The sequence below is a fragment of the Hydrogenophaga sp. genome, assembly GCF_011390835.1.
Taxonomy (GTDB): Bacteria; Pseudomonadota; Gammaproteobacteria; order Burkholderiales; family Burkholderiaceae_C; genus Hydrogenophaga.
Window position 1 is genome coordinate 1 of record NZ_JAABRQ010000023.1, and the last position, 26,000, is coordinate 26,000.

20 protein-coding genes are annotated in these 26,000 nt (G+C 64.5%); 9 read left to right on the forward strand and 11 right to left on the reverse strand.

Annotated elements, in window-relative coordinates; translation table 11 throughout:
* From GPT34_RS13530 to xseB, 6 genes are all read right to left on the reverse strand, one after another.
* On the reverse strand, positions 1-1,103 hold a 1,103-nt coding region (locus tag GPT34_RS13530; protein WP_291013385.1), incomplete at its 3' end, for a TRAP transporter large permease subunit.
* Entirely contained in the window at positions 1,100-1,702 is a 603-nt protein-coding gene (locus GPT34_RS13535) for a TRAP transporter small permease subunit (RefSeq protein WP_291013388.1), read from the reverse strand. The genes GPT34_RS13530 and GPT34_RS13535, both read right to left, overlap by 4 nt.
* A gap of 192 nt (positions 1,703-1,894) precedes the next feature.
* Positions 1,895-2,974, reverse strand: coding sequence for a TRAP transporter substrate-binding protein (locus GPT34_RS13540; protein WP_291013390.1), 1,080 nt, complete (start codon positions 2,972-2,974; stop codon positions 1,895-1,897).
* Between the two features lie 273 nt (positions 2,975-3,247).
* Positions 3,248-5,143, reverse strand: coding sequence for a 1-deoxy-D-xylulose-5-phosphate synthase (gene dxs / locus GPT34_RS13545; protein ID WP_291013393.1), 1,896 nt, complete (start codon positions 5,141-5,143; stop codon positions 3,248-3,250).
* A 17-nt stretch (positions 5,144-5,160) separates the two neighbouring features.
* Entirely contained in the window at positions 5,161-6,063 is a 903-nt protein-coding gene (locus GPT34_RS13550; RefSeq protein ID WP_363356919.1) for a polyprenyl synthetase family protein, read from the reverse strand.
* Complete coding sequence (gene xseB, locus GPT34_RS13555; protein ID WP_291013395.1) at positions 6,060-6,323, reverse strand: exodeoxyribonuclease VII small subunit; 264 nt, start codon at positions 6,321-6,323, stop codon at positions 6,060-6,062. Before xseB ends, GPT34_RS13550 begins: the two co-directional genes overlap by 4 nt.
* A gap of 297 nt (positions 6,324-6,620) precedes the next feature.
* Between xseB and GPT34_RS13560 the strand changes: the two genes are divergently transcribed.
* From GPT34_RS13560 to GPT34_RS13580, 5 genes are all read left to right on the forward strand, one after another.
* Complete coding sequence (locus GPT34_RS13560; RefSeq protein ID WP_291013397.1) at positions 6,621-7,754, forward strand: aromatic ring-hydroxylating dioxygenase subunit alpha; 1,134 nt, start codon at positions 6,621-6,623, stop codon at positions 7,752-7,754.
* Positions 7,755-7,953: 199 nt separating this feature from the next.
* Positions 7,954-8,844, forward strand: a complete 891-nt coding sequence (locus GPT34_RS13565; protein ID WP_291013399.1) for a DMT family transporter — start codon at positions 7,954-7,956, stop codon at positions 8,842-8,844.
* Between the two features lie 86 nt (positions 8,845-8,930).
* Entirely contained in the window at positions 8,931-9,782 is an 852-nt protein-coding gene (locus tag GPT34_RS13570; RefSeq protein ID WP_291013401.1) for a sulfurtransferase, read from the forward strand.
* Between the two features lie 94 nt (positions 9,783-9,876).
* Positions 9,877-12,462 (forward strand): PAS domain S-box protein, encoded by a 2,586-nt coding sequence (locus GPT34_RS13575; protein ID WP_291013403.1) that lies wholly within the window; start codon positions 9,877-9,879, stop codon positions 12,460-12,462.
* 304 nt (positions 12,463-12,766) lie between these two features.
* Positions 12,767-15,334 carry a PAS domain S-box protein gene (locus GPT34_RS13580; RefSeq protein ID WP_291013405.1) on the forward strand — a complete coding sequence of 856 codons (2,568 nt, stop codon included), beginning with the start codon at positions 12,767-12,769 and terminating at the stop codon, positions 15,332-15,334.
* 19 nt (positions 15,335-15,353) lie between these two features.
* Here the strand turns inward: GPT34_RS13580 and GPT34_RS13585 are convergent, their stop codons facing one another.
* The 3 genes from GPT34_RS13585 to polA all read right to left on the reverse strand — a co-directional run bounded on the left by GPT34_RS13585 (position 15,354) and on the right by polA (position 20,106).
* A complete protein-coding gene (locus GPT34_RS13585; protein WP_291013407.1) occupies positions 15,354-16,193 on the reverse strand; it encodes a ZIP family metal transporter in 840 nt (279 codons plus the stop codon).
* Positions 16,194-16,274: 81 nt separating this feature from the next.
* The gene (locus GPT34_RS13590) at positions 16,275-17,174 is read right to left on the reverse strand and encodes a dienelactone hydrolase family protein (RefSeq protein WP_291013409.1); all 900 of its coding nucleotides are present in this window, start codon (positions 17,172-17,174) and stop codon (positions 16,275-16,277) included.
* A gap of 109 nt (positions 17,175-17,283) precedes the next feature.
* The gene (gene polA, locus GPT34_RS13595) at positions 17,284-20,106 is read right to left on the reverse strand and encodes a DNA polymerase I (protein ID WP_291013411.1); all 2,823 of its coding nucleotides are present in this window, start codon (positions 20,104-20,106) and stop codon (positions 17,284-17,286) included.
* 77 nt (positions 20,107-20,183) lie between these two features.
* Here polA and GPT34_RS13600 point away from each other — a divergent pair, with 77 nt between their 5' ends.
* The 4 genes from GPT34_RS13600 to GPT34_RS13615 are packed head-to-tail and all read left to right on the forward strand — an operon-like array spanning position 20,184 to position 23,096.
* Positions 20,184-20,507, forward strand: coding sequence for a hypothetical protein (locus GPT34_RS13600; protein ID WP_291013413.1), 324 nt, complete (start codon positions 20,184-20,186; stop codon positions 20,505-20,507).
* Positions 20,508-20,511: 4 nt separating this feature from the next.
* Entirely contained in the window at positions 20,512-21,519 is a 1,008-nt protein-coding gene (locus GPT34_RS13605) for a homoserine kinase (RefSeq protein WP_291013415.1), read from the forward strand.
* Positions 21,520-21,537: 18 nt separating this feature from the next.
* Complete coding sequence (locus GPT34_RS13610) at positions 21,538-22,344, forward strand: BPSS1780 family membrane protein (protein WP_291013416.1); 807 nt, start codon at positions 21,538-21,540, stop codon at positions 22,342-22,344.
* Complete coding sequence (locus GPT34_RS13615) at positions 22,341-23,096, forward strand: iron dicitrate transport regulator FecR (RefSeq protein WP_291013418.1); 756 nt, start codon at positions 22,341-22,343, stop codon at positions 23,094-23,096. The genes GPT34_RS13610 and GPT34_RS13615 overlap by 4 nt, the downstream gene beginning before the upstream one ends.
* A 19-nt stretch (positions 23,097-23,115) precedes the next feature.
* On the opposite strand, the gene GPT34_RS13620 is transcribed toward GPT34_RS13615, so the two are convergent.
* Both GPT34_RS13620 and GPT34_RS13625 read right to left on the reverse strand, forming a co-directional pair.
* Entirely contained in the window at positions 23,116-23,586 is a 471-nt protein-coding gene (locus GPT34_RS13620) for a tetratricopeptide repeat protein (protein ID WP_291013420.1), read from the reverse strand.
* Positions 23,587-23,717: 131 nt separating this feature from the next.
* The gene (locus tag GPT34_RS13625) at positions 23,718-25,982 is read right to left on the reverse strand and encodes a PhoX family phosphatase (RefSeq protein WP_291013422.1); all 2,265 of its coding nucleotides are present in this window, start codon (positions 25,980-25,982) and stop codon (positions 23,718-23,720) included.
* Positions 25,983-26,000 lie beyond the last annotated feature (18 nt).

Consider the following 26,000-nt stretch of genomic DNA (forward strand, 5'->3'; position numbering starts at 1 on the left):
GACAGCTTGGTGCTGTTCTCCAGCGCCTGCTTGAGCAGCTCGAAGGACAATGTGCGACGGCCTGCGGCCATCAGCAGCGCGCCCAGCGCACCCATGGCGCCGCCTTCGGTGGGTGTCGCGATGCCCAGGAAAATCGTGCCCAGCACCAGGAAAATCAGCACCAGCGGCGGGATCAGCACAAAGGTCACGCGCTCAGTGAGGCGCGACAGCAGTCCCAGCCCCAGCAGCTTGTTGGCCAGCGCCAGGCCCAGCGCCAGAAACGAACCGATGGTGGTCGAGAGGATGAAGATCTCGTCCCGCGCAGCCGGCATGTCGCGACCCAGCCACGGGTTCATGACCGATTCGTGGATGCGCGACCAGCCGAAAGCCACCGCGCCACAGAACAGCAGCAGCGCCAGCAGCGAGCGGTGACCGCTCGCACCGCTGGGCTCGGAATAGATGCGCGCCTCGGGCGGCAGCGCTGGCACCCACTTGGGCTTGACGAATGCGACCACGACCACGAACAACAGGTACAGGCTGACCAGCATCAAGCCGGGAACCAAGGCGCCGGCGTACATGTCACCCACCGAACGGCCAAGCTGGTCGGCCAGCACGATCAGTACCAGCGAAGGCGGCAGGGCCTGCGCCAGTGTGCCCGAGGCCGTGATGGTCCCGGTGGCAATCGTGCGGTTGTAGCCATAGCGCAGCATGATGGGCATGGCGATCAGGCCCATGGAGATCACCGAAGCCGCGACCACGCCGGTGGTGGCGGCGAGCAGCGCACCCACCAGCACCACGGCAATGCCCACGCCACCACGCAGCGGACCAAACACCTGGCCCACCGTTTCCAGCAAATCCTCGGCCATGCGGCTGCGCTCCAGGATGATGCCCATGAGCGTGAAGAACGGGATCGCCAGCAGCGTGTCGTTCTGCATGATGCCGATCACCCGCAGCGGCAGCGCCTGAAACAAGTTGGACGGGAAAAGGCCCAGCTCCATGCCGATGAAGCCGAAGAACAGACCGGTCGCCGAGAGCGAAAACGCCACGGGAAAACCGGCCAGCAGGAAGATCAGCAGGCCGGCAAACATCACCGGCACAAAATTGTTAATCAGCAGGTCGATCATGATTTCGCTCCGGCCTTGCGGGCTTTTTCCTGGGCCGCGATTTCTTCGGCCAGCAACTCGGTTTCACTCGGGCCGGTGTGGCTGAGCGCATCAGGACCGTCGCCAGTGAGGAAAGCGGCGCGTTTGATCAATTCGGATACGCCCTGCAGCATCAGCAATGCGAAGCCCAGGGGGATGAGCGCATAGACCGGCCAGCGGATCAGGCCACCGGCGTTGGTCGACACCTCTCCGGACACATAGGCCTGGGCCAGCACCGGCCAGGCCAGTGTGGCCATCATGTAGCACAGCGGGAACAGAAAAATGATGATGCCGCCGATGTCGATCCAGTTGCGTGTGCGATCGCTGAACTTGCTGGAAATGAAGTCGATGCGCACGTGGGCATTTTTCATGAACGCGTAGCCCGCCCCCAGCAGGAACACCGCCGCGAACAGGTACCACTGGATTTCGAGCCAGGCGTTGGAGCTGGTGCCCACGGTTTTCCGGACGATGGCGTTGCCGGCGCTGATGAGCGTGGTGGCCAGAATCAGCCACATGGCCAGTTTGCCGATGAGGGTGCTGAGGCCGTCGATCAGACGGGACAGGCTGAGTAAGAGCGACATGAGGAGTCCCCGGTTGGGAGTCGTGAGGGAAGCGAACAAGGCGCCCTTGTGCGGACGTCTGACGATGAGGCTTCGGGCCTCATGGCTTCTCGAAAGGATGGATAGGAGCCGCGAAAAGAAACTGGAAAGCTGAAAAACTTGCGCAAAAAACCCCGCACACGCGGGGTTTTTTGCGACTGCAAGAGCCGTTGATTACAGCTTGGCCGACTGCATGTAGCGGTCGAACGTGGCTTCGGTGAAGCGGAACCAGAGGTTCTGGTCCTTGCGGAACGTCGAGTAGTCGGTGTAGATTTTTTTCCACGCCGGGTTGGTGTCGTTCAGCTCGCCGTACAGGGCCATGGATTCCTTGAACGCCAGATCCATCACCGGCTTCGGGAATGCCAGCAGCTTGGCGCCACCAGCGACCAGTCGCTTGAGCGCAGCCGGGTTGCGGGCGTCGTAGCGGGCCTGCATCTCTGTGTGCGCGTGCGAGGCAGCGGCTTCGACGATGGCCTGGTTTTCTTTCGACAAAGCGTTGAACGCGGCCTTGTTGATGTAGAAGTCGAGCTGGGCGCCGCCCTCCCACCAGCCTGGGTAGTAGTAGTTCTTGGCGACCTTCTGGAAGCCCAGCTTTTCATCGTCGTACGGACCCACCCACTCGGTGGCGTCGATGGTGCCTTTTTCCAGCGCCTGGTAGATCTCGCCGCCAGGGATGTTTTGCGGCACGCCACCCATGCGGGTCAGCACACGGCCGGCAAAGCCGCCGAGGCGCATTTTCAGACCCTTGATGTCGGCAGCAGTCTTGATTTCCTTGCGGTACCAGCCACCCATCTGGGCACCGGTGTTGCCGCCGGGGAAGTTCACGATGTTGAACTGGTCATAGAACTCGCGGAACAGCTTCATGCCGTTGCCGTCGTAGTACCAGGCGGTGAGCTGGCGGCTGTTCAGACCGAACGGGATGGCCGTGCCGATGGCGAAGGTTTCGTTCTTGCCGTGGAAATAGTAGGGGGCGGTGTGTGCGGCTTCAACCGTGCCTTGCTGCACACCGTCGACCACGCCGAAGGCGGGCATAAGCTCGCCACCCGGGTGCACCGAAATGGAGAACTTGCCGCCCGTCATGTCGCTGACTTTTTGCGCAAACACTTCGGCTGCGCCGTAAATGGTGTCGAGGGCTTTGGGGAAACTGGAAGCCAGGCGCCAGCGGATGGCGGCCTGTGCATGAACAGCGGGTGCTGCTCCTGCGGCCAGCACGCCGGCAATACCGGCATGCTTGATGATGGAACGACGATCCATAGTATTGTTACTCCATTTTGAGGGTTCTTAACTCGACTCACTCACCGGATAAGGTGAACAGGGCAAGGCGCTTAGGCCCGTGCATTGTAAGGATCGCGGGCGCCCAACCCGCACGGGTTTTCCCTTGGGAACGAGTCGCAAACCCTTTGAATCAGAAGGTTTTTCGCACTTTTCTCGAGGGCTGCAAAAGGCTTCAATCACGGCCTGAAATTTTCTCACGCAAGCGTTCGGACGAAAAACAGTTGGCACCGCCATCGCTCACGAACGGGACGATCAGCCTACCGCCTTGAGACCAGGCGCGGCATCCAGCAGCGAGGCGAATCGGCCGCGCACCGAGCGCTCGATACCACCCGCGTCCAGCCCCAGCATGGACAGCAATTTGGCAGGGTCGCCGTGCTCGACAAACTCGTCGGGCAGGCCGAGCTGCAGCACTGGGAGGTTCAAGCCCTCGGCCTGCAGCGCTTCGAGCACCGCTGAGCCCGCACCACCCTGGATGCAGCCCTCTTCCAGCGTCACCAGCGCACCATGGGAGCGAGCCAGTTCGCGCAACAGCTCCAGGTCCAGCGGTTTGGCCCAACGCATGTTGGCCACGCTGGCGCCCAGGCGTTCGGCGGCAGCCAGCGCGGGGTGCAGCAAGGTACCGAATGCCAGGATCGCCACGCCGCGCCCGTTGCGCGTCCACTCGCCCCGCCCGTAGGGCAAAGGCTCCAGGCCGGCCGGCTGCGCTGCACCGATACCGGCTCCTCGCGGGTAGCGCACCGCCACCGGATGTTCGCGGGCAAACGCCGTGCTCAGCAGCTGGCGGCACTCGGCCTCGTCCGACGGACAGGCCACCGCCATGTTGGGGATACAGCGCAGGTAGGCAATGTCGTAGGCGCCGGCGTGGGTGGCGCCATCGGCACCGACGATGCCGGCGCGATCGAGCGCAAACACCACCGGCAGGTTTTGCAGCGCCACATCGTGGATCAGCTGGTCGTAGCCGCGCTGGAGAAAGGTCGAGTAAATCGCGACCACCGGCTTGAGACCTTCACATGCGAGGCCGGCGGCGAAGGTCACCGCGTGCTGCTCGGCGATGCCCACGTCGAAGTAGCGCGTTGGGAAGCGCCGTTCAAATTCGACCATGCCCGAACCCTCGCGCATGGCGGGCGTGATGCCGACCAGGCGCGGATCGGCCGCGGCCATGTCGCACAGCCATTGACCAAAGACCTGGGTGAAGGTGGTCTTGGGCGCGGTAGCGGGCTTGGTCAGGCCCACCGCCGGATCGAACTTGCCCGGACCGTGGTAAGCCACCGGATCGGCTTCGGCCAGCTTGTAGCCCTGCCCTTTTTTGGTGACCACATGCAGGAACTGTGGGCCGCTGTCGTTCTCCAGCAGGTGTCGGATATTTTCCAGCGTGGGGATCAGCGAATCGAGATCGTGGCCGTCGATGGGGCCGATGTAGTTGAAGCCGAACTTCTCAAACAGGGTGGCGGGCACCACCATGCCCTTGGCTTGCTCTTCAAGCCGCTTGGCCAGTTCAAACAGCGGCGGCGCGTTGCGCAGCACCTGCTTGCCCACGCTCTTGGCTGCCGCGTAGAACTGGCCGCTCATGAGCTGGGCCAGGTAACGGTTGAGCGCACCCACCGGCGGCGAGATTGACATGTCGTTGTCATTCAGCACCACCAGCAGGCGGCCTTCGGCCACGCCGGCGTTGTTCAGTGCTTCAAATGCCATGCCGGCCGACATGGCGCCGTCACCGATGATGGCCACGGCGTTGCGTTCATCGCCCTTGATCTTGGCGGCCAGCGCCATGCCCAATGCAGCCGAGATGCTGGTGGACGAGTGCGCGGTGCCAAAAGTGTCGTACTCGCTTTCGTCGCGACGCGGAAAACCGCTGATGCCGTCCAGCTGGCGCAGCGTGTGCATGCGGTCGCGCCGACCGGTGAGGATCTTGTGCGGGTAGGTCTGGTGACCCACGTCCCAGACCAGCCGGTCTTCGGGCGTGTTGAACACGTAGTGCAACGCCACGGTGAGCTCCACCGTGCCGAGGTTGGATCCGAGATGGCCACCCGTGCGCGCCACGCTCTCCAGCAAAAAGCTGCGAAGCTCATCGGCCAGAGGCAGCAACTGCTGGCGCGAGAGGCGGCGCAGGTCTGCTGGCGAGTCGATTGTGGAAAGCAGGGAACTCATGTGTCGGTATCCGGTGTTCAGTGGGTGCGGCGACCGACCCAGTCGGTCAGGGCGTGCAGGGGCGAGACGCGCGGCAACCCGGTGGCCTGCAAGGCAAGGTGTGCCTGCCCGAGCAGCCGGTCGGCATAAGCCTGGGCCGACTCCAGACCCATCAGCGAGACAAAAGTGGGCTTGTCGGCCGCCGCGTCTTTGCCCGCGGTTTTGCCCAGGGTAGCGGCGTCGGCGGTGACATCGAGCACGTCATCAACCACCTGGAAGGCCAGGCCCAATGCAGCGCCGAAGCGCTGCAGCTCGGCGGTGGCGTTTTCATCAGGCGCGCCGCAGGCTGCGCCCATCATCACGCTGGCTTGCAGCAGGGCGCCGGTCTTGAGGCGGTGCATGTGCTCCAGCGCGGTCTGGTCCAGCGCGAGTCCGATGCTCGCGAGGTCCACGGCCTGGCCACCCGCCATGCCTTGCCCGCCCGAGGCACGCGCCAACAGGCGGCACAAGGTGCTGCCCAGCTGCGGTTCGACGCCGGACTCGGGAACCAGCAGCTCGAAGGCCAGCGCCTGCAGCGCATCGCCCACCAGCAGGGCCTGGGCTTCCCCAAATTGCACGTGCACCGTGGGCTTGCCTCGACGCAGCACATCGTTGTCCATGCACGGCATGTCGTCGTGCACCAGGGAATAGGCATGGATCAACTCGACCGCGCAGGCCGCGCGCAGGGCCGACTCGCGCCCACCGCCCACCGCTTCGCTGGTGCCCAGCACCAACAGGGGCCGCAGCCGCTTGCCGCCGTCAAGCACCGCGTAGCGCATGGCCTCACCCAGGCCGGCTGGCGCGTCAGCGGTCACCCAGGTCGACAGGGCACGCTCCACGTCCGCCTGGTGCGTGCTGCGCCAGAGCTCAAAGTGAGCGAGAGCGTCCGACGGGTGATTCACTCCGCGTTCCAGGTTTTGAGTTCGCCACCTTCAAGCACCTTGATCTGATCCTCCACCGCATCAAGCCTCGCGCGGCAAAAGGCCAGCAGCTGGGCGCCGCGCTGGTAGCGCGACAGCAGCTGGTCCAGGGGCAGCTGCCCCGCGTCAAGCTGGGACACCAGCTGCTCCAGCTCGTCAAGCGCAGCCTCATAGCTGGGTGCGACTGGGTCCAGGGTAGCGGTGGCAGACGGCTTGGTGGTGCGGGGAGATGGTGGGGTCATGCGGGGTGGAATTAGGCGCCGGGCCGGGCACGGGCGAAACCGCCTATGGTGCGCAGCCGAGCAACGCTTGAATTCTAGCCCCGCAGCCCTGTCCAGCCCAGGCGACACCCTTACATCCCAATGCCCGGAGCAGCGCCATGGTCACCCCCTGGGGTACACTCCCCCCTCTTTTTTTCTTTACTGACGGGCCCTGGCTGCCCGGAGGGACGCACCACTTCACCCATCCCGCGCGAATTCGTCTTCTCGAGCAGCGCTTACCCTGCCCCTTTATAGGGGGAGTCTCTAGGTCAGGACCTCATGTCTGATTTAAGTCTTCAACTTCAGCAGGCCAGAAGCCAACTCCCGGTTTCCAGCTATTTCGACCCAGCGCTGTTCCAGCGTGAACTGGAAACCCTCTTCCAGCATGGCCCCCGGTACGTGGGGCACCAGCTCTCGGTACCCAACCCGGGCGATTACCACGTCCTGTCCCAGGAAAAAGGCGGCCGGGCTCTGGTGCGCACCGAACGGGGTGTGGAACTCGTCTCCAATGTCTGCCGCCACCGCCAAGCGATCATGCTCAAAGGGCGCGGCAACCTCGGCACCACCCAGCCGGGTAGTGCAGGTGGCAACATCGTCTGCCCGCTGCACCGATGGACCTACAGCGGCGGCCAGGGCCAGTCACCCGTCGGCAACCTGCTGGGTGCACCCCATTTTTCAAACGATCCCTGCCTGGACCTGAACAACTACGGTTTGCGCGAGTGGAACGGCCTGCTGTTTGAAGACAACGGGCGCGACATTGCCGCCGACCTGGCCGGCATGGGGCCTCGCGAGGCGCTGAATTTTGATGGCATGGTGCTCGACCACGTGGAGCTGCACACCTGCCACTACAACTGGAAGACTTTCATCGAGGTCTACCTGGAGGATTACCACGTGGGGCCGTTTCACCCCGGACTGGGCCAGTTTGTCACCTGTGAGGACCTGCGCTGGGAGCTCAAACCCGAGTATTCGGTGCAGACAGTGGGCGCACAAAACCTGCTCGACAAAGCCGGCAGCCCGACCTACCAGCGCTGGCACGAGCAGCTGATGAAATACCGCGGGGGCCAACCACCGGCACACGGCGCCATCTGGCTCACCTACTACCCGCACATCATGGTGGAGTGGTACCCGCATGTGCTCACAGTCTCGACCCTGCACCCGGTGAGCCCGACCGAGACGCTGAACATGGTGGAGTTCTATTACCCGGAGGAAATCGTGGCCTTCGAGCGCGAGTTTGTGGAGGCGCAGCGCGCCGCCTACATGGAAACCTGCATCGAAGACGACGAGATCGCCGAACGCATGGACGCCGGGCGCCAGGCCTTGCTGGCGCGCGGCGACAACGAGGTGGGGCCATACCAGAGCCCGATGGAAGACGGCATGCAGCACTTTCACGAGTGGTATCGCAGGAAGATGTGATCCCGCCCGCGCTGCCTGCGGCGTCACCCCCCCCCCGAGGTGGCGGCGCACCGCGGCCCGGCTGAGCCGGTTCCGCTGCGCCACTGGGTTTGGCGTCCACTCGCTTCCTGTTGGGTCGCACAGGCGCACTGACCCGGCGCTGCGCTGGCTATGATCGTGACCGCTTCGATCCTGCTGCCTCACTTTCACATCACACTCCATGCAAGCCCTCTGGATGCTGCTCGCGTCCTTCTTTTTTGCGACCATGGGCGTGTGCATCAAGTACGCGTCCGACCACTTCAACAGCTTCGAGATCGTGTTCTACCGCGGCTTGGTGGGCATGATTTTCTTGATCATGCTCACGCGGGTGCGCAGCGTTTCGCTGCGCACCCGCCTGCCCATGATGCATTTCTGGCGCAGCCTGGTGGGCGTGATCGCGCTCACCTCCTGGTTCTATGCCATCGCCGCCCTGCCGCTGGCGACCGCGGTGACGCTGAACTACATGAGCAGCATCTGGATCGCGACCTTTCTGCTTGGTGGTGCGGTACTGATGCAGAAAAACCAGATGCCGCTGCGGCACCAGAGCCCGCTGTTCATCACGGTGCTGATCGGCTTTGCCGGCGTGGCCCTGATGCTGCGCCCTACCTTCAACCCGGAGCAGATGACCGGCGCGCTGGTCGGCCTGTTCTCCGGGATCTTCTCTGCCTTTGCCTATCTGCAGGTAGCCGCCCTGGCGCGCGCCGGCGAACCCGAAAGCCGCACCGTGTTCTATTTTTCCATCGCAGCGGTGGTGGCAGGCGCCCTGGGCATGGCCTTTGCCGGTGTCAGCGCCTGGCATTGGCCGAGCGCTTTGTGGCTGCTGCCCATCGGCCTGCTGGCGGTGTTTGGCCAGCTCTGCATGACGAGGGCCTACTCGCGCGGCGCCACCATGGTTGTGGCCAACCTGCAGTACTCGGGCATCGTGTTCGCGGGCTTCTACAGCCTGACATTGTTCGGTGACGAACTGCCCTGGATCGGGTGGTTGGGCATGGGGCTGATCATCTTCAGCGGCATCACCGCCACAGTGCTGCGGGCGCGCGCCATTCCCAACGCGCCTGCCGAGGGACACTGAGCGCGTGACAGCCTGCACACCGGAACTGCGCCACTAAAACTTTTGTAGCCTTTCTTGGCGCCAAAGGGCGCCCCACAATCGAGCGCATGTACCCGACCCTGATTTCGCCCGAACAGCTGCAAGCCCTGGATCCAACCTCGATCCGGGTTTTCGATTGCAGCTTCAACCTGACCGACCCCGCCGCCGGCGCCGAGCAATTCCAGTCCGCCCACCTGCCGGGCGCGGTGTTTGCCGACCTGAACCACGACCTCAGTGGCCACGATCCCACGCACAACGCCAGCGGAGGACGCCACCCCCTGCCTGACCGGTCCCAATTTGCCGCCTGGCTTCGCCGCCAGGGGTTGAACGCCGGCATGCAAGCCGTGGTCTATGACCGCCAGGGCGCAAACTACTGTGGCCGGCTGTGGTGGATGCTCAAGTGGTGCGGCCATGAACCGGTCGCGGTGCTCGATGGCGGTCTCGCCGCCTGGCAGGCAGCAGGTGGTGCGGTGGTTAGCGGCACCTCCGCTCCGCCCGCCGAGGGCAACTTCGTGCTGGGCGATCCTCTGGTGGTGGTCCGACACACCGCGGACCTGATGAAATGTCTGGGGGATCCCGCACAGACCCTGGTCGACGCCCGGGCCAGCGCCCGGTTTCGTGGCGAGGTCGAGCCGCTGGATCCGGTGGCGGGTCACATCCCCGGTGCACTCAACCGGCCGTTTGCCGACAACATCGGGCCTGACGGCCGCTTCAAACCAGCCGCTCAGCTCCGCGCCGAGTTCGAGCAACTGCTCGCTGGCCGGGACCCGGCCTCAGTGGTTCACCACTGCGGCAGCGGCGTGAGCGCGATTCCCAATCTGCTGGCCATGGAGCTGGCCGGGGTGGGTCGGACAGCCCTGTTTCCCGGCAGCTGGAGTGAGTGGTGCAACACGCCAGGTCTGCCCTGCGCGTCGTCTTAAGTTCCCTGTCACCAGGCCGATAACACGTCCATTGGCGGATGCATGAACGCAGCCGTACCCAACTCATTATTCTGCGGCGATGAGCCAGCCTGCCATGCCCACCAACAATCTCCACGCTGGCACGCCGGTGGCGAAGCCGGATCGCGCACTGCATGGTGCCCTGCAAGTCGTCGCAATGGTGCTCGGTGTGGTCTCCACCCTCATGGGGCCATACCTCTACTTTTTCTCCGTACGGCCAGCAGATGCCCTGGTCCCTGTGCTCGTTGCTGGGCTAGCTTGGAGTGCTATTTTCTTCCTCCGCTTCGGCTACAGCCGCTACGTGCCACACCTTATCGTATTTGGCATCTTGTTTGCAGCCGTTGTGGGTGTATTGACCTTCGGTTCGCTGCGTTCGTCGGGGGTGATGCTCTTCGTTGCTGGTGTGGCTGTTGCTGGTGTCTTCCTGGAGCGTGGCGCGCTTTTGGTTTCGGTGGCATTCACATGCTGCGCCATGGCGGTACTGTTGTGGATCGAAAAAAATGGATGGATGCATGCCCCCGTGATGCATGTGACCGCCACCACCGTGGTCGTCTACATGGCCACGGTGGTGGTCGTCGCCATCGTCGTGTACTACTCGCGGCAGAACTCGCACAGAGCGAATGCTCAACTCCTATCCGAGCTTGAGGCCCATCGCCGCACCGAGCAGGAACGAGACCGCAGCCAGGAACGCTTCGCGCGCATCTTCCGCACGAGCCCCACGCCCATGCTGGCGCAGTCGGCCCGCGATGGCCTGATCCTGGACGTCAATCCGGCTTTCGAGCGATGCTACGGATTTACACGTGATCAGATCAAGGGGCGTGATGACGCTGTTCTCTGGGCCGACTCCAGTCAGCGCGAACTCTACCTTCAATACCTGATCGAGAAGCGCCAGGTGCTCGATTTCCAATGCAAAGGCGTGCGCGCAGACGGCACCACCTTCGACGCCCTGGTCTGCAGCGAATTGGGTAACGACCCCGAGGACAAGCTGCTCATCTCCACGGTCACTGATATCAGCGTGCAAACGCTGGCGCTGGACAAACTGAAGCAATCCGAAGAGCGGTTTGCGAAAGCTTTCAATTTCAGTCCGCTGAAGATGACCATCACCCGGCTGAGCGACGGTACCTTCGTGGAGGTGAATCAGGCACGCGATCCCGTGCAGGGTATGCGGCGCCAAGAGCTGCTGGGCAAATCCACCCTCGACACCGGTGGCTGGCTGAGCCCACAGGAGCGCCAGGCCTTCATCGCTCGCATCCTGCGGGAAGGTCATGTGAGTGCCTACGAAACCCGCATGCGGCACGCCGATGGCCAGCTGATCGACGCCAAGATGTGGGCCGAGCGGATCGAGATCGACGGCGAGGACTGCATCCTCTCCTGCTTTGTCAACACCACCGAAGAAAAGCGCCGCGAAGCCCAGCTGATGGCGCTCAGCAGCGGCATGGCCGGACCGGTTGGCGACGCCTTGTTCAGCGCGCTCACGCTGCACATGGCGCAGGCGATTGGCGCCGACATGGTCAGCGTGGGTGAACTGGGTACTGACGAGCACCTGCGCACCCTTACAGTCTGGAAGGACGGCGCTCCCGGCACCAACCTCACCGTCCCGCTCGAAGGCTCTCCCTGCGCCGTGGCGCTGGGCCAGCCCGATCTGTGCATTTTCGAGAGCGCACTTGCCCAGCACTTCACACAGCATCAAGTCATCACCAGCGACGGGTTTCAAGCCTACGCCGGCCAGTCGCTTCGGGATGAAGACGGCACGCCGATCGGTCTGCTCAACGCGTACTGGCGCCAGCCCGTGCAACTTGGCAGCGAGGCCCGCGCCCTGATTGCGATCTTTGCCAGCCGGGCCAACGCCGAACTGGTGCGCCTGCATCGCGACCGCGAGATCCAGCGGCTCAACGCCGGGCTGGAGCGGCGGGTGCACGACCGCACTGCCGAATTACAGAAGCTCAACGCCGAGCTGGACTCCTTCGCCTACTCGGTGTCACACGACCTCAAATCCCCGTTGCGCACGATCGACGGCTTCACCCGACTGCTGGGCGAGCAGCTGGGCGGGCGCCTGCAGCCTGAGGAGCAGGTGCTGTTCGAGCGCGTGCTGGGTGCGACCCGCCGAATGAGCACCTTGATCGCCGATCTCCTGGCACTGGCGCGGGTCAGTCAGGGTCCGCTCGAGCTGTCGGCGGTGGACTTGAGCGCCCTCGCGAACCAGATCTTGCAGAGCGAACAGGAGAAGTACCCCGAACGCGCTCTGCGCTGGCAGATTACGCCCGGCCTGACCTGCCATTGCGACGAGCGGCTGGCTCGCATCGCCCTGGAGAATCTGCTCGGCAACGCGGTGAAATACACCAGCAAACGACCCGACCCGCTGATTGAGCTGGGCCAGCTGGGCTGCGAGACGGGCGAACCCGGCGAACTCTTCGTTCGGGACAACGGCGTGGGCTTCGACATGGCCCAGGCGGACAAGCTCTTCAAGCCCTTTCAGCGCCTGCACATGCCCAGCGAATTCGAGGGTACAGGCATCGGCCTGGCCACCGTGCACCGCATCGTGGAGCGGCACGGCGGCAGCATCCGTGGAGAGGCCGAGCCGGGCACCGGGGCCACGTTTCGCTTCTCGCTGTGCAAAACCCCCCTTCTTCGAATCACGTCTCAACCCCATGTCGCTGCATGACCCCTGGCCATCCTTTGTTACGCGCCCATGCGCTGGCGCAAAGCGCTTAGGGTTCGATCGATCAGCACGATCAAGATGGGGAGTCCGTTGAATATGCCCAACATCTCTCGTTCGCGGCTCAGGGATTCTTGGGTGCGCAAGCGTCCTGAATGCGGGCATCAGCGCGGTACCCGATTCGCAAGGACTTGCAAGGACACTAGGCTGGTGTGGTGGCATGCTCAGTTGCAATGCCAGACCGGGCGAAGGTGCCATCCTTCATTTCACTGGCTCAGGCCATCCGTCCACCCCAAACCGTGACCACCTAATGCCCGAGCAACACTCACCCCAGCCGGGCGAGCATCGACCCGGCGACCCGTCTGGCGCGCTCGACCAGCACCGCGTCAGAGCCCTGCGCACGCTCTTGCTGGCAGCGGGCGCCGCAGTCCCGGCGATCGCGCTCGCCGTTTTCCTGCGCGACGGGATCACAACGGTCACCCTTCTGATCGTCGCCTGTTGCGTACTGGTGTGGCTACTGGGGTTCCTGTTCTATCGAAAGCGCGTGGTCCTCGCCGCACATGGCTTGGTGCTGATCGTGCTGGCGAGCGCCACTATCACCACCCTGCTCACCGGTGGCGTGCGCAGTGCAGGGGTGTTCGTCATGCTAGCGTCCATCGCGCTGGCGGGCACCTTCCTCTCAAGGGCAAAAATGGTCGCAGTGGCGCTGTACACCATCGTGGCGCTAGGGGTGATCAACTGGCTCGAACAACGGGGCATGCTGCCGGGTATGCTGCCGCCCACCGGCTGGACTGTCTGGGTGATCCAGGTCACGGTGGTGGCGATCGTGTTGGTCAGTGCACTGGCGGGTCAGTACCGACTCCAGGAAGCCTTCGAGAGGCAAGAGGATGCGCTCACACTGGCTCACGAGGCAGAAATCGCCCTGCGCGCCACCAAGGAACGATTCAAGTCCCTGTTTCGCAACAACCCTGCGGCCTCCATGGTGCAGTCGATGGAGACAAGCCTGCTGGAGGATGCCAACGAGGCCTACATCGTCATGTGCGGCTACTCGCGGGAAGAGCTGGTGGGCTACCCACCGCCGAACTTGTGGGCCGACCCGATCGAAGAGCAAGTCTTTCGGGCCACCCTGAGGTCGCACGGCCGGGTAAGCGGCATGCGTGCACGTGGCCGGCGGCGCGACGGCTCCCTGTTCGATTCGCTGGTCTACGCCGAGATCATCCAGCAGGGCAACAAGCGGCTCATGATCGGCATTGTGCTTGATATGAGCGCCGAAGAAAAATCGCGCGAAGCGCTCCAGCAGTCCGAGGAGCGCTTCTCCAAGGCCTTCAATTTCAGCCCGCTGGGCATGACCATCACCCGCATGTCCGACGGCCTGTTTCTTGAAGTCAACCCTGCCAATGAGCGCGTGCTGGGTTACTCCCGCGAAGACTTCATGGAGCGCACGTCGGTGGCTGCCGGGGTCTGGCTGAGCGAAGCCGACCGCACTGCCTACATCGATGCACTGCGGCTTCAAGGGCGGCTCATGGGCTTCGAAACCCGCATGCGCAGCAAACAAGGCGATCCGGTGGACGTGAAGATCTGGTCCGAGCGCATCGAGCTGGAGAACGAGCCTTGCAACCTGGCCTTCACCCTGAACGTGACGGAAGAGAAGCGCAAGGCAGACCTGCTCCTGAGCATCGCCAAGGGCCTATCAGCTCACACTGGAGACGCTTTTTTCCAGTCTCTGGTGCAACAGCTGGCCCAGGCCATCGGCGCGCGTGGGGTGGTGGTAGCCGAGACTAGGCCTGACGGCGGGCTCCGTGCGCTGGCCCTGGCCTGCAATGGACAAACAGACCAGGGCACCGCGCACGACCTCAACGCAACGGTGTTCACCGAGACGCTGGGATCGACCGGCCTGTGGTTCACGAACCTGGGACCAGACGATTCGCCGCCCCTCTGCCCCGAACCGGCAACCCATCCCCTGGGCTCTTATGCAGGCGTGGCCATGCGTGATGACGACGGCTCAGCGATCGGCTTGCTGGGTGTTTTCTGGCTCGAACACACAGAGCCCGCCCCCGACATGAAGGCCCTGATCACAATCTTCGCCAGCCGTTGCAACTCCGAGTTGCTGCGCCTGCATCGCGACCGCGATCTGCACAAGCTGCAGGCCACGCTGGAGCAGCGGGTAGCCGACCGGACGGCCGAACTGGAGCTGCTCAATCGCGAGCTCGACACCTTTGCGTACTCGGTCTCGCACGACCTGAAGTCGCCGCTGCGCTCCATCGATGGTTTTATGCACATGCTGCAGGAGCAGGCCGCGCCGCGCTGCACACCCGACGACCAGATTCTCATATCGCGCGTCATGGCGTCGGCGCAGCGCATGCACGGACTGATCAACGACCTGCTGGCGCTGGCGCGGGTCAGCCAGACCCAGCTGCAGCGAACCGAGGTCAACCTGAGCGAGATCGCCGAGGACGTGATCCGGCAGGAACGGCACCGCGACCCCGAGCACACGGTGGACGTGATCATCGAGACCCGGCTCATCGCCAACTGCGATGCGCGCCTGGCGCAGATCGTGCTTGAAAACCTGCTGGGCAATGCCTGGAAATACTCGCACAAGGCACAAGCGCCCCGGATCGAGTTCGGTCGCACTCCAGACCAGCCCGGCGACGTGTTTTTTGTTCGTGACAACGGGGCGGGTTTCGACATGACCCGCTCAGACCGTTTGTTCAAGCCCTTCACCCGCTTGCACCAGCCCAGCGAATTTCAGGGCTCTGGCATCGGGCTGGCCACCGTTCGACGCATCATCGAGCGGCACGGTGGCAAGATTTCTGGCGCGGGTGCGGTGGGTCGCGGCGCGGAGTTTCAGTTCCGATTCGGGCGCTCCACCGGGGCGTGATGGCTCAGCGCGTGGCGGATCAATGCGCGTGGTGGGCGAAGCTGCTGACCAGGGTCACCAGACCGATGCCCACCCCCAGCCAAGCCACCTGAGCGGCGGTTTCCCCCAGGCTCAGGCGCCTTTGCAGCTGCGGAATCAGGTCAGCCAGGGCCACATAAACAAAGCTGCTGGAAGCCAGCACCAGGAAATACGGCAGGAAATCCTCAAAGCTCGAGAGCAGGAGGTAGCCCGTCACGCCCCCGATGGCGGTGACCGTGCCCGCCATCGACACCTTCACCAGTGCTGCACGCTGGGTTCCTGAGGTTTGGCGCAGGACCACCAGGTCGCCCATGTGATGCGGCACCTCATGCGCCAGCACAGCCAGTGCAGCGACCACGCCCAGGCGCATGTCGGCCAGAAACGCTGAGGCAATCAGGATGCCGTCGCCGAATGCATGCACGCTGTCGCCGGCCAGCACGGTCCAGCCGCCGGCGCGGTGTTCGCTGCCGTGGGCATGGTGATGGCCGTGGTGGTGCCCGGCGTGACCGACTGCCTCTGCGTGCGCGACCTGCGAAGGTGCCGCCGGGTCGGGTATCCCCTGGTGATGCTCATGGCCATGGTGCCAGAGCTCGGCCTTGTCGAGCAGGAAGAAAAACACCAGACCACCCAGCAGACAGGCAAACAGCTCGTGCGCACTGGCCTGACTCTCGAAGGCTTCGGGCAGTAGGTGCATGAAGGCCGTGGCCATGAGCGCACCGGCGGCCAGGCTCAGCATGTGCTGCGTGTAGCGCGCCAGCATGGCAAAGCTCAGGACGGCCGCAAGCCAGACGCTGCCAACGCCAGCGGCCACGGTGCCCAGGAGAATTGCGATCAGGGTCATGGAGAAGAAGCCGCTTCCAGCAAATGTTCAGACGCAAAAAGGGGCCGCATCCGCGGCCCCGGTGACAGCGAGCGAGCCAGTTCAGGCCACGCCGTGCTGCTTGAACCAGGCGGTGGCACGCTTCCAGCCGTCTTCGGCGGCTTCCTTGCGGAAGCTGGGCCGATAGTCTGCATGAAAGGCATGCGGCGCAGCGGGGTAGACGACAAAGGTCGACGCCTTGGATGCTGCATTGCCACCACTCAGCACAGTCTTCATCTTATCAACCGTGTCAAGCGGGATGCCGGTGTCGGCGGCGCCGTAGAGGCCGAGCACCGGCCCGTTGAGATTGGCGCCGATATCCACCGGGTGCCGGGGCGTAAGGTCGGAGGCCTGCCCGACCAGTCGCCCATACCAGGCCACACCGGCCTTGACCTTGGGATTGTGGGCCGCGTATAGCCAGGTTTGGCGCCCGCCCCAGCAGAAACCGGTCACGCCCAGCTTGTTGGTGTCTCCGCCGTTGGCAGCCGCCCACTGGACCGTGGCGTCCAGGTCTTGCATCACTTGGGCGTCGGGCACCTTGGAAATCACCTCGGCGATCAGCTTGGCCATCTCGCCGTAGCTCTGCGCGTCGCCCTGGCGCACAAAGAGTTCGGGTGCAATCGCCAGGTAGCCCGCTTGGGCAAAACGGCGCGCGGTGTCGGCGATGTACTCGTGCACACCGAAAATCTCCGACAACACCAGCACCACCGGCAAACCGGTTTTGCCCTCGGGCGCGGCCCGATAGGCCGGCATCTTGAAGCCATTCACATCGATCATCACCTCACCGGAGGTCAGGCCGGCGGAAGGGGTCTTGATCGCCGTCTGCGCCATGATGGGCAGAGCCGAAGCCGCGTAGCCCACGCCCAGCGCAGCCTTAAGGGCCGTGCGGCGGGTGGCACCCTGGGCAGTCGATTGGCCAGGCAACAGGGCGTCAAGGTCTTGTGACAGGTTGTCATTGAACATGCGGTTCTCCAATATAGGGGGTTGGGGGAAACGTGTGGAGTCTGTCACGGAAAGCAGGTTCCCGCAGGGCCCGACGAGAAGCTACCGCCGCCCTACTCGGAGCAAGCGATCAATGCGCCTGGTCCCAGTTCGGACCCACGCCCACCTCAGCCAGCAGTGGCACCTGGAGCTCGGCCACGCCGGCCATCAGCTTGGGCACTTCGGCCTTGAGCCACTCGACTTCGGCCTCGGGCACCTCGAACACCAGTTCGTCGTGCACCTGCATGATCATCTTCGTGGCTTTGCCCTGCTCGTCCAGCGTTCTCTGAACCGCGACCATGGCGAGCTTGATGAGATCGGCCGCCGTGCCTTGCATGGGGGCGTTGATGGCCTGGCGTTCGAGCGCGGCCAGACGGGCGCCTTTCTGGCTCTGGATGCCGTCGAGCACGAGGCGGCGGCCAAAGACGGTTTCCACATAGCCCTGGGCTTTGGCCCGTTCGCGGGTGTCGTCCATGTATTGCTTGACGCCAGAGAAGCGTTCGAAATAGCGCGTGATGTAGTTTTTGGCCGCGGTGTTGTCGATGCCCAAGGACTTGGCCAGGCCGAAAGCCCCCATGCCATAGATCAGCCCGAAGTTGATGACCTTGGCGTAGCGGCGCTGCTCGTTGCTCACCTGGGCGACGTCCACGCCGAACACCTCGGCCGCCGTGGCCCGGTGCACGTCTTCGCCCGCCTTGAACGCACGCAACAGCGCGCTGTCGCTGCTGAGGTGGGCCATGATGCGCAGCTCTATCTGCGAATAGTCAGCGCTGACGATCACACTGCCCGAGGGCGCCACAAACGCCTCGCGCACACGCCGGCCTTCGGGCGTTCGAATGGGGATGTTCTGCAGGTTGGGGTCGTTGCTGGATAGCCGCCCGGTCACGGCCACGGCTTGGGCGTAGTGGGTGTGCACGCGCCCGGTTCGCGGCAAAGCGAGCTGGGCCAGCTTGTCGGTGTAGGTGCCCTTGAGCTTGGACAGGCCGCGGTGCTCCAGCAGCTTGGCCGGCAGCGGATAGTCTTCGGCCAGTTTTTCCAGCACCTCCTCGTCGGTGCTGCGCGCGCCGGTCGCGGTCTTTTTGATCACCGGCATGCCGAGCTTGTCGAAGAAGATTTCGCCCAGCTGTTTGGGGCTGGCCAGGTTGAACGGCTGTCCAGCGATCTCGTAGGCTTCCTGCTCCAGCGCGTGAATGCGCTGGCCCAGCTCGTGGCTCTGTTTGGCCAGCGTGGGCGCGTCGATCAGCACACCGTTGCGCTCGATGCGATACAGCACCTCGCTGCTGGCGATCTCCAGTTCGTAGATGAAACGCAACCCTCTTCCCGGCTGACTGTCGGCTTGCAATTGAGGCCACAACACGCGGTGCACATCCAGCGTATGGTCGCTGTCTTCACACGAATACTCAGCGGCCTTGGCCACATCGACCTGCGCAAACGGGATCTGGTGCGAGCCCTTGCCACACAGGTCCTCGTAGGCGATGCCGCTGCGGCCCAGGTGGCGCTCGGCCAAGCTGGCCAGGCCATGGGGCTTATGCACTTCGAGCACATAGCTTTGCAGCATGGTGTCGTGTGCATAGCCCTGCACCTCGATGCCGTGGTTGGCGAACACGTGGCGGTCGTACTTGATGTGCTGCCCGAGCTTCAGATGGGCCGGGTTTTCAAGCCAGGGTTTGAGCCTCGCCAGCACCTCGTCCATGGGCAGCTGAGCCGGCGCGTCAGGCCCGGCATGGGCCAGCGGGATGTAGGCCGCTTCGCCGGGCTTCACGCTGAAGCTGATGCCCACGATCTGCGCCACCATCTCATCCAGCGACGTGGTTTCGGTGTCCACCGCCACCAGCTCCGCCGCCATGACGCGCTGCAGCCAGGCGTCGAATGCGTCCCAGGTCAGCACAGTGTCGTAGGCCATGGTCGACGCCGCGCTGGGCGTGTCGGGCGCCGCCTCGTCAAACAGGCCCGGTGCGGCGGCTGCGGCCGCCTTCGCCGCTTGGGGCGCCGGCGCGGCCTTCGGCTCGGCGCCGGCCACTGCCTTGGCCAGCCCCTTGAAGCCATAGGTCTCGTAAAAGGCGCGCAGCGGCTCAGTCATGGGCTCGCCCATGCGAATCGCCTCCAGCGAAGGCAGATCGGGCACCCAGCCATTCAAATCGCAATCGGTCTTGACGGTCAGCAGCTGGCGCGCGATGGGCAACCAGTCGAGCGCCTGGCGCAGGCTCTCGCCCACAGCCCCTTTGATGTTCGCCGCGTTGTCCACGATGCCCTGCAACGAGCCGTATTCGGTCAGCCACTTGACGGCGGTTTTGGGGCCGACCTTGTTCACACCGGGCACGTTGTCCACGGTGTCACCCACCAGAATCTGGTAGTCCACCATCAGGCTGGCGGGCACTCCAAACTCTTCCTGCACACCGGCCAGATCGCGCCGCTTGCCGCTCATGGTGTCGATGATGCTGATCTGCTCGTTGACCAGTTGCGCCAGATCCTTGTCGCCACTGGAGATCACCACCTTCATACCCTGCCGCGCTGCGGCCACCGCCAGCGTGCCGATCACGTCATCGGCCTCGACTCCGGGCACATCAAGCACCGGCCAGCCCATCAGCTTGACGACCTCGCGGATCGGTGCGATCTGCGAGCGCAGATCGTCGGGCATGGGGCTGCGCTGCTCCTTGTAGGCGGGGTAGATCTCGTCCCGAAAGGTCGGGCCCTTGGCGTCAAACACGCAGGCGGCGTAAGCGCTCGGGTAGTCCTTGAGCAGCTTTTGCATCATGTTGATCAGGATGCGGATGGCGCCGGTTTTTTGCACCGTGCCATCCGGCAAGGTGGTGCTCATGCTTTCGCCACCGGCAAAAAACGCCCGGTACAGGTAGCTGGAGCCGTCCACCAGCAGCAAAACAGGACGATCGGAGGGCGCAGAGGTGTCAGACATGCGGTCATTGTCGGGGAAATTGGCAGGTGGCCCAGCCCATCGCCCGGCCTCCCGTCTCCCCTTGCCTACAATGGGGCATGCTGTCCCTGACCCGCTCCTTCCTGCCTGCGCTCGCGCTGGGCTTTTGCCTCTCGGCTGGTGCCCAGGCGCCCGTGGCGAATCCGCCGGAAAGCGCGCCCCTGCCGCCCGGCCAGCGGGTGCAGAGCATCACCCACGAAGACCAGCTGACCCGCATCGATGAGCTGCGCGTGGGCGGCCAAACCCAGCGCATCGAAGTCCAGCCCAAGAACGGCGCGCCTGCCTACGACATCGCACCGTTGCGCAGCGAGCTGCCCGGCCAGGGCGCCAGTGAGCGCACCGGCAACAGCGGCAAGAGCAGCTGGCGCCTGCTGGACTTCTGACGCTATGGCCGTCTACACCAACGTTTCCTTCGCGGAAGCCGCCGCGCTGCTGCACACGCTCGGCCTGGGTGACCTCACCGACCTGCAAGGCATCCAGGGCGGCATCGAAAACACCAACTACTTCGTGACCAGTGAGCGCGACGGCGCCACGCTGCAGCACGTGCTCACCATCTTCGAGCGCCTGAGCTTCCAACAGCTGCCCTACTACCTTCACCTCATGAAGCACCTGGCGCGTCACGGCGTGCCGGTGCCCGACCCGGTGCCCGATGCGCAAGGCGAGATCCTGCTCAGCCTTCAGGGCAAGCCAGCCGCGGTGGTGAACCGCCTGGCGGGCGGCAGCGACCTGCAGCCAAGCCTGGCGCACTGCGAGGCGGTGGGCGAAACCCTGGCGCGCATGCATTTGGCCGGCCGCGACTTTGATCGCCTGCAACCCAATCTGCGCGGCCTGGCCTGGTGGAATGAGACCGTGCCGGTGGTGCTGCCCTTTCTCTCACCTGAGCAGGCGCAGCTGATTCGCACCGAGCTGGCCTACCAGAACCATGTGGCGGCCAGCGCTGCCAGTGCCGCCTTGCCTCGCGGCCCGATCCACGCCGACCTATTCCGAGACAACGTGCTGTTTGTCGGCGATACGCTCAGCGGTTTCTTCGATTTTTATTTTGCTGGCCACGACAGCTTTGTGTTCGACATCGCGGTGACCCTGAACGACTGGTGTGTGCACCACGGCGGCGATCTCGATGGCGCCCACGATGAGGCGCGCGCGGTCGCCCTGATGGGCGCCTACCAGGCGGTGCGGCCGCTCACCGCCGCCGAGCGCCAGATGCTCGGCGCCATGCTGCGCGCCGGCGCGTTGCGCTTCTGGCTCTCGCGCCTGTGGGACCTGCACTTGCCGCGCGAAGCATCCATGCTCCAGGCACATGACCCGGCTCATTTCGAGCGCGTGCTGCGCCACAGGGCGGGGTCAGTGTCCACCACCGTGCCCGCCCTGCTGAATGCCGCCCTGGCGGCTGCCTGAGCCCGACCTGATCACCGCATGAAACTGCAACTCGTTCCCGCCCGCACCGGCTTCACCTGGGTCAAGCTCGGCGTGAAGACCTTTCTGCGCCAGCCCCTGGCCATGGCCGGCCTGTTCTTCATGTTCATGGCGGCGGTGTCCCTGCTGTCGGTCGTGCCGCTGATCGGCAGCGCGGTGTCGCTGGCGCTGGTGCCGGCCGCCACACTGGGCCTGATGGCCGCCACCCGCGAGGCCACCGAAGGCCGCTTCCCCATGCCAGTGACGCTGATCACCGCGTTCCGCTCCGGCGCGGCCCGTGCACAGCCAATGCTGATCCTGGGCGGGCTGTACGCCCTGTCGTTGCTGATGGTGCTGGCGCTGGGCTCGCTGTTCAGTGACCCGCAGGCGATGCCAGTCGACCTGGCCAACAACGAGGTCACACCCGAGATGATGAGCGCCGCGCTGTTCAGCCCGGGGCTCTGGGTCGCCATGCTGCTTTACGTGCCGGTGCTGATGGCCTTCTGGCACGCGCCTGCGCTGGTGCACTGGCACGGTGTGAGCCCGGCGAAAAGCCTGTTTTTCAGCCTGGCGGCCTGCTGGGGCAACCGCGGTGCGATGTTCTTCTATGGCATCGGCTGGGTTGGCGTGTTTCTGCTCGGCGGCATGGCGCTCAGCCTGCTGGGTGCCATGCTCGGCGGCGCGCAGGCCATGCAACTCATCCTTTACCCGGCGGTGCTGCTCATGGCAGCCATGTTCCACACCTCGATCTACTTCAGCTTCCGGGACAGCTTTTCGAGCGGCGACAATGCCGGCCTGCCCACCACCCAAGACGGAGATGCCTCATGAGCCACCACACCTTGCAAGGTCGCAGCGCCGACGAAGTCCTGTGGTTCCAGCGCCGCCAGACGCTGCAGGCCGCGGCCGCCTGGACGGCCCTGGGTGGTCTGCCGGCCGCGATGGCCCAGCAGCGCAGCAATGTGGTGGAGTTTGTGGGCGACGTGCTGCTCAACGGCGAGCGCATGCGCCCGCAGCAGACGGTGCAGACCGGTGACGATCTGCAGACCGGCCCGGCCTCTCGGCTGGTGTTCGTGATCGGCAATGCGGCGTTCCACGTGCGGCAGAACTCGCGCCTGTCGGTCGGCCGGGGTGCCACGATCAACACCGTAAGCTTGCTCCGGATGCTTACCGGTGCCGTCGTCAGCGTGTTCGGCCGCGGCAGCAGCCGCACCATCGCCACCCCGACCCTGACCGCGGGTATCCGGGGCACCGGCGTGTACACCGAAGTCATGCCCGACCAGCGCACCTACTTCTGCAACTGCTACGGCCTGGTGGACGTGACCACGCGGGGCGAACGAACTGTTTCCGAGTCCAGCTACCACCAGTCGTTCTGGGGCGAGGTCGAGCCCAGGAGTGGACGGCTGATCACCCCCGCTGGTGCCATCAACCACACCGACGAAGAGCTCGAATTCCTTGCCCGCCTGATCGGCCAGCGGACGGCCTGGGAAATCGCCGGCAAGAAGGGCGTCAAAGACGGCAAGGGCTACATGGAAGACAAGCCAGGGCAGATGCATCCGGCCATGATGCCGGCGGTGCGCTGAGCGCCGTCATCACCTCCAGTCAGCCCGGATTCTTAGTCCGGTAGTCTTGAATGGCCCGAGCCAGATCGGCGTATTCCTCGCAGGTTTGGCTGCCACAGAGCTGTTCCAGCGTCGTCAGGTGCTTTTCTGCCTCAGCGGGCTGGCGGTTCATCAGGTAGGCCTCCCCGATGTACTCGTGTGCGCCCTTGTGTTTGGGGTCGATCTGCAGCGCTATTCGGTAGTGCTCGAACGCCTTGGCCAGGTTGGGTGTGGCCTGCTTGCGGTGGCTGTAGCCCAGCAGGTTGTGCACCTCGGCATTGCGCGGCTCTTCTCGCGCTGCGGTGTTGAGTTCGCTCAGCGCACGCGACCAGTCCTTGGCCGCGATCGCAGCGCGCGCTGTTGTCAGGCGCTCGGATACGGTCGGGCCGAGGTTGGACGGGGTGTCGGCGGCGTGAGCGCCTGACCAGGCCAGGGCGGCGGCCAGCAGCAAGATCGAGGTGATCGATTTCATGGGATATTCCTGTGTCGGTTTCGGGACGGCGAATGGCCCACCGCATTGTGCGGAGTTTGCCGCGCCCGCGCAGAAAAAAGCCCGAAGCACCATCGGGCGCCTCGGGCTTTGCTGAAGAAGTCAGGCTGCGGTCAGACGCCGATCACGCCACCGTCGGTGCGGCGGATCACGATGGTGGCCGAACGGGGGCGCCCGGTGGCGGCGCCATAGCCCCGGTTGCCCGGCCAGCTGCTGGTGTGGAGGAAGTCGGAAGCCGAGCCAAGCGCGCCCGTGTCCTCTCCGGGATGCTGGATGTTCACGAAAATCGCCTTGCCATCGGGCGATTCGGTCAAACCAGTGATTTCCGAACCGTTGGGTCCAACCAGGAAGCGCCGCAACTTCGTCTCACCCAGTGCGGCACCCAGGAAGGTGGGCGTGGCCTTGGTCACACCATCGAGGCTGTTGTTCACCGTGATGGCCGAGCCGTCGCCCACCGAACCCGGAATGGCAGCGAGCAGCATGTTGTTGGTCACATCGCCGTAGGCGCCATCGTCGGTCTGGATCCAGCAGATGCCGGTGGCCTGGCTGAACCACAGGCCATCGGGCGAAGAGAAGTCGTTTTTGGCGTTCAGGCCCGAGAGGTTGATGCCCGCGCCCGCGTCTTCCTCCGCGCCGAACAGGAAGATGTCCCAGGTGAAGACCACCGCTGTCGACGCGCTCGCGGCTTCCTTGAAGCGGATGATGTGGCCGTTGGGGTTGCCCGTGCTGCCATTGCCATCGCTGTCGCGGAAGGCCCGCGGGTTGGCGGCGTCGGTGGCCATCACGCCCCGGCTGGACAGGTTGGTGTTGGTGAGGCAGAAGTACACCTCGCCATTCTTCGGGTTGACAGCGCCCCACTCAGGGCGGTCCATCTTGGTCGCACCCAGCGCGCTGGCGGCGTGGCGGGTGTTCACCAGCACATCGGCCTGATTGTCGAAGGTGTAGGTGGTGTAGGGCGTGGTCAGCGCATCCACTGCGTCTTTGGTGAGCTCAATCCAGGCGCCGCTCCCATCGTCGTTGAATCTCGCCACGTAGAGCTTGCCTTCGTTGAGGTACTTGTCGCCAGCGGCCATGCCGCGGCCCACGTCGGCCGGGTCCCACACGGCGGTGGATACGAACTTGTAGATGTACTCGTTGCGCGAGTCACAACCCATGTAGAAGGCCAGCGGCTGGCCCACCACCGGGATGCTGCACACGGCTGCCTCGTGGGCGAAACGCCCCATGGCAACACGCTTGGCCGGCTGGGCGTTGGGGCGCAGCGGATCGATTTCCACGTTGTAGCCAAAGGTGTTGGGCTCGTTGCGGAAGTCGTCCGCGGCCGTGGCGCCAGGTGCCGAGACGTTCCAGCGGCCAAACCGGTCGTCGGTTGCAGCCGAGGCGACGGCCGACCAGCCTTGCGAACCCGCAGCGGTGGCGGTGCCCGACAGAGGTACCCGGGCCACACCATAACGTGCGCGAGACGCCACGATCTTGGCGTCCACCGCCGTGGAGGCGACCGGCATGAAGAAATAAGCCGCCCAGTTCTCTTCACAACCCAGGTAGGTACCCCATGGCGTCTTGCCATGGCCGCAGTTGTTGAGCGTGCCGCGCGAGGTGGCGCCGCTCGGGTCGTACTTGGTCGCCATGAACGCGCGGATGTCGTTGAGGTGCGCCGCCGGGCCGGCGATGCGCATCACCGTCTGTCCATTGACGCGGCGGTTGAAGGCCGAGTCGGTCTTGTAACTCCAGGCACCGGCGCTGCTGCGGTTGATCTCCACCAGGGACACACCGTGGTGGTTGATCTCCTTGAGCACCTCCGATTCCAGGCGCGTGCCCAGGTCCCAGCCACCGAACTGGCTGAACTTCTTGCCCGCCACACCATTCGTGGTCTGGCCGCTGGCGTGGAAGAAGTGCGCGTCGGCCGAGCTCTCGTGGTTCACCGCCAGCACCGCGCGACCCGTGTCCGTCGTGGTGTAGTTGCCGTTGGCGTCAATGAAGAAGATGTCCATGCCGTCGTGGTGGTCACCGATGCGGTTGGACCAATCGTCGGCTTCCGTGCCAGCGTTGCTGTAGGCCGCCGTCAGCGGATCAATGGTGTCGCCAGTGGCGTGAAGCACGGTGTAGGTGTAGCCGGCGGGCAGGATCACGTCGTCCTGAATGCCTTTGTCGATGGCGGAGAAACCGAGAGTGGTAGCCACGGGGCCAGGCGTGGGCACTGGCGCAGGGTCGTCACCGCCGCCGCAAGCCGCCAGCAGCGGCAGGGTCGACACGGCCGCCAGGCCCACCCCCCCGCGGATCAGCTGGCGGCGAGAAAAGCCGGTTTGCTGGCTGCGCGCCAGCACATCGGCGAAGTGTTCATTGGACGAGTGATTGCAGATTTCATCGGTCGGGTCGGACATGCAGAAGCTCCATGGGGG

Coding starts and splice junctions, on each gene's coding strand:
- polA (WP_291013411.1), bottom strand. CDS start 20,106: ATGTCTGACACCTCTGCGCCCTCCGATCGTCCTGTTTTGCTGCTGGTG.
- GPT34_RS13615 (WP_291013418.1), top strand. CDS start 22,341: ATGAGCCACCACACCTTGCAAGGTCGCAGCGCCGACGAAGTCCTGTGG.
- GPT34_RS13535 (WP_291013388.1), bottom strand. CDS start 1,702: ATGTCGCTCTTACTCAGCCTGTCCCGTCTGATCGACGGCCTCAGCACC.
- GPT34_RS13575 (WP_291013403.1), top strand. CDS start 9,877: ATGCCCACCAACAATCTCCACGCTGGCACGCCGGTGGCGAAGCCGGAT.
- GPT34_RS13565 (WP_291013399.1), top strand. CDS start 7,954: ATGCAAGCCCTCTGGATGCTGCTCGCGTCCTTCTTTTTTGCGACCATG.
- GPT34_RS13540 (WP_291013390.1), bottom strand. CDS start 2,974: ATGGATCGTCGTTCCATCATCAAGCATGCCGGTATTGCCGGCGTGCTG.
- GPT34_RS13580 (WP_291013405.1), top strand. CDS start 12,767: ATGCCCGAGCAACACTCACCCCAGCCGGGCGAGCATCGACCCGGCGAC.
- GPT34_RS13585 (WP_291013407.1), bottom strand. CDS start 16,193: ATGACCCTGATCGCAATTCTCCTGGGCACCGTGGCCGCTGGCGTTGGC.
- GPT34_RS13560 (WP_291013397.1), top strand. CDS start 6,621: ATGTCTGATTTAAGTCTTCAACTTCAGCAGGCCAGAAGCCAACTCCCG.
- GPT34_RS13620 (WP_291013420.1), bottom strand. CDS start 23,586: ATGAAATCGATCACCTCGATCTTGCTGCTGGCCGCCGCCCTGGCCTGG.
- GPT34_RS13625 (WP_291013422.1), bottom strand. CDS start 25,982: ATGTCCGACCCGACCGATGAAATCTGCAATCACTCGTCCAATGAACAC.
- dxs (WP_291013393.1), bottom strand. CDS start 5,143: ATGAGTTCCCTGCTTTCCACAATCGACTCGCCAGCAGACCTGCGCCGC.
- GPT34_RS13570 (WP_291013401.1), top strand. CDS start 8,931: ATGTACCCGACCCTGATTTCGCCCGAACAGCTGCAAGCCCTGGATCCA.
- GPT34_RS13600 (WP_291013413.1), top strand. CDS start 20,184: ATGCTGTCCCTGACCCGCTCCTTCCTGCCTGCGCTCGCGCTGGGCTTT.
- xseB (WP_291013395.1), bottom strand. CDS start 6,323: ATGACCCCACCATCTCCCCGCACCACCAAGCCGTCTGCCACCGCTACC.
- GPT34_RS13610 (WP_291013416.1), top strand. CDS start 21,538: ATGAAACTGCAACTCGTTCCCGCCCGCACCGGCTTCACCTGGGTCAAG.
- GPT34_RS13605 (WP_291013415.1), top strand. CDS start 20,512: ATGGCCGTCTACACCAACGTTTCCTTCGCGGAAGCCGCCGCGCTGCTG.
- GPT34_RS13590 (WP_291013409.1), bottom strand. CDS start 17,174: ATGTTCAATGACAACCTGTCACAAGACCTTGACGCCCTGTTGCCTGGC.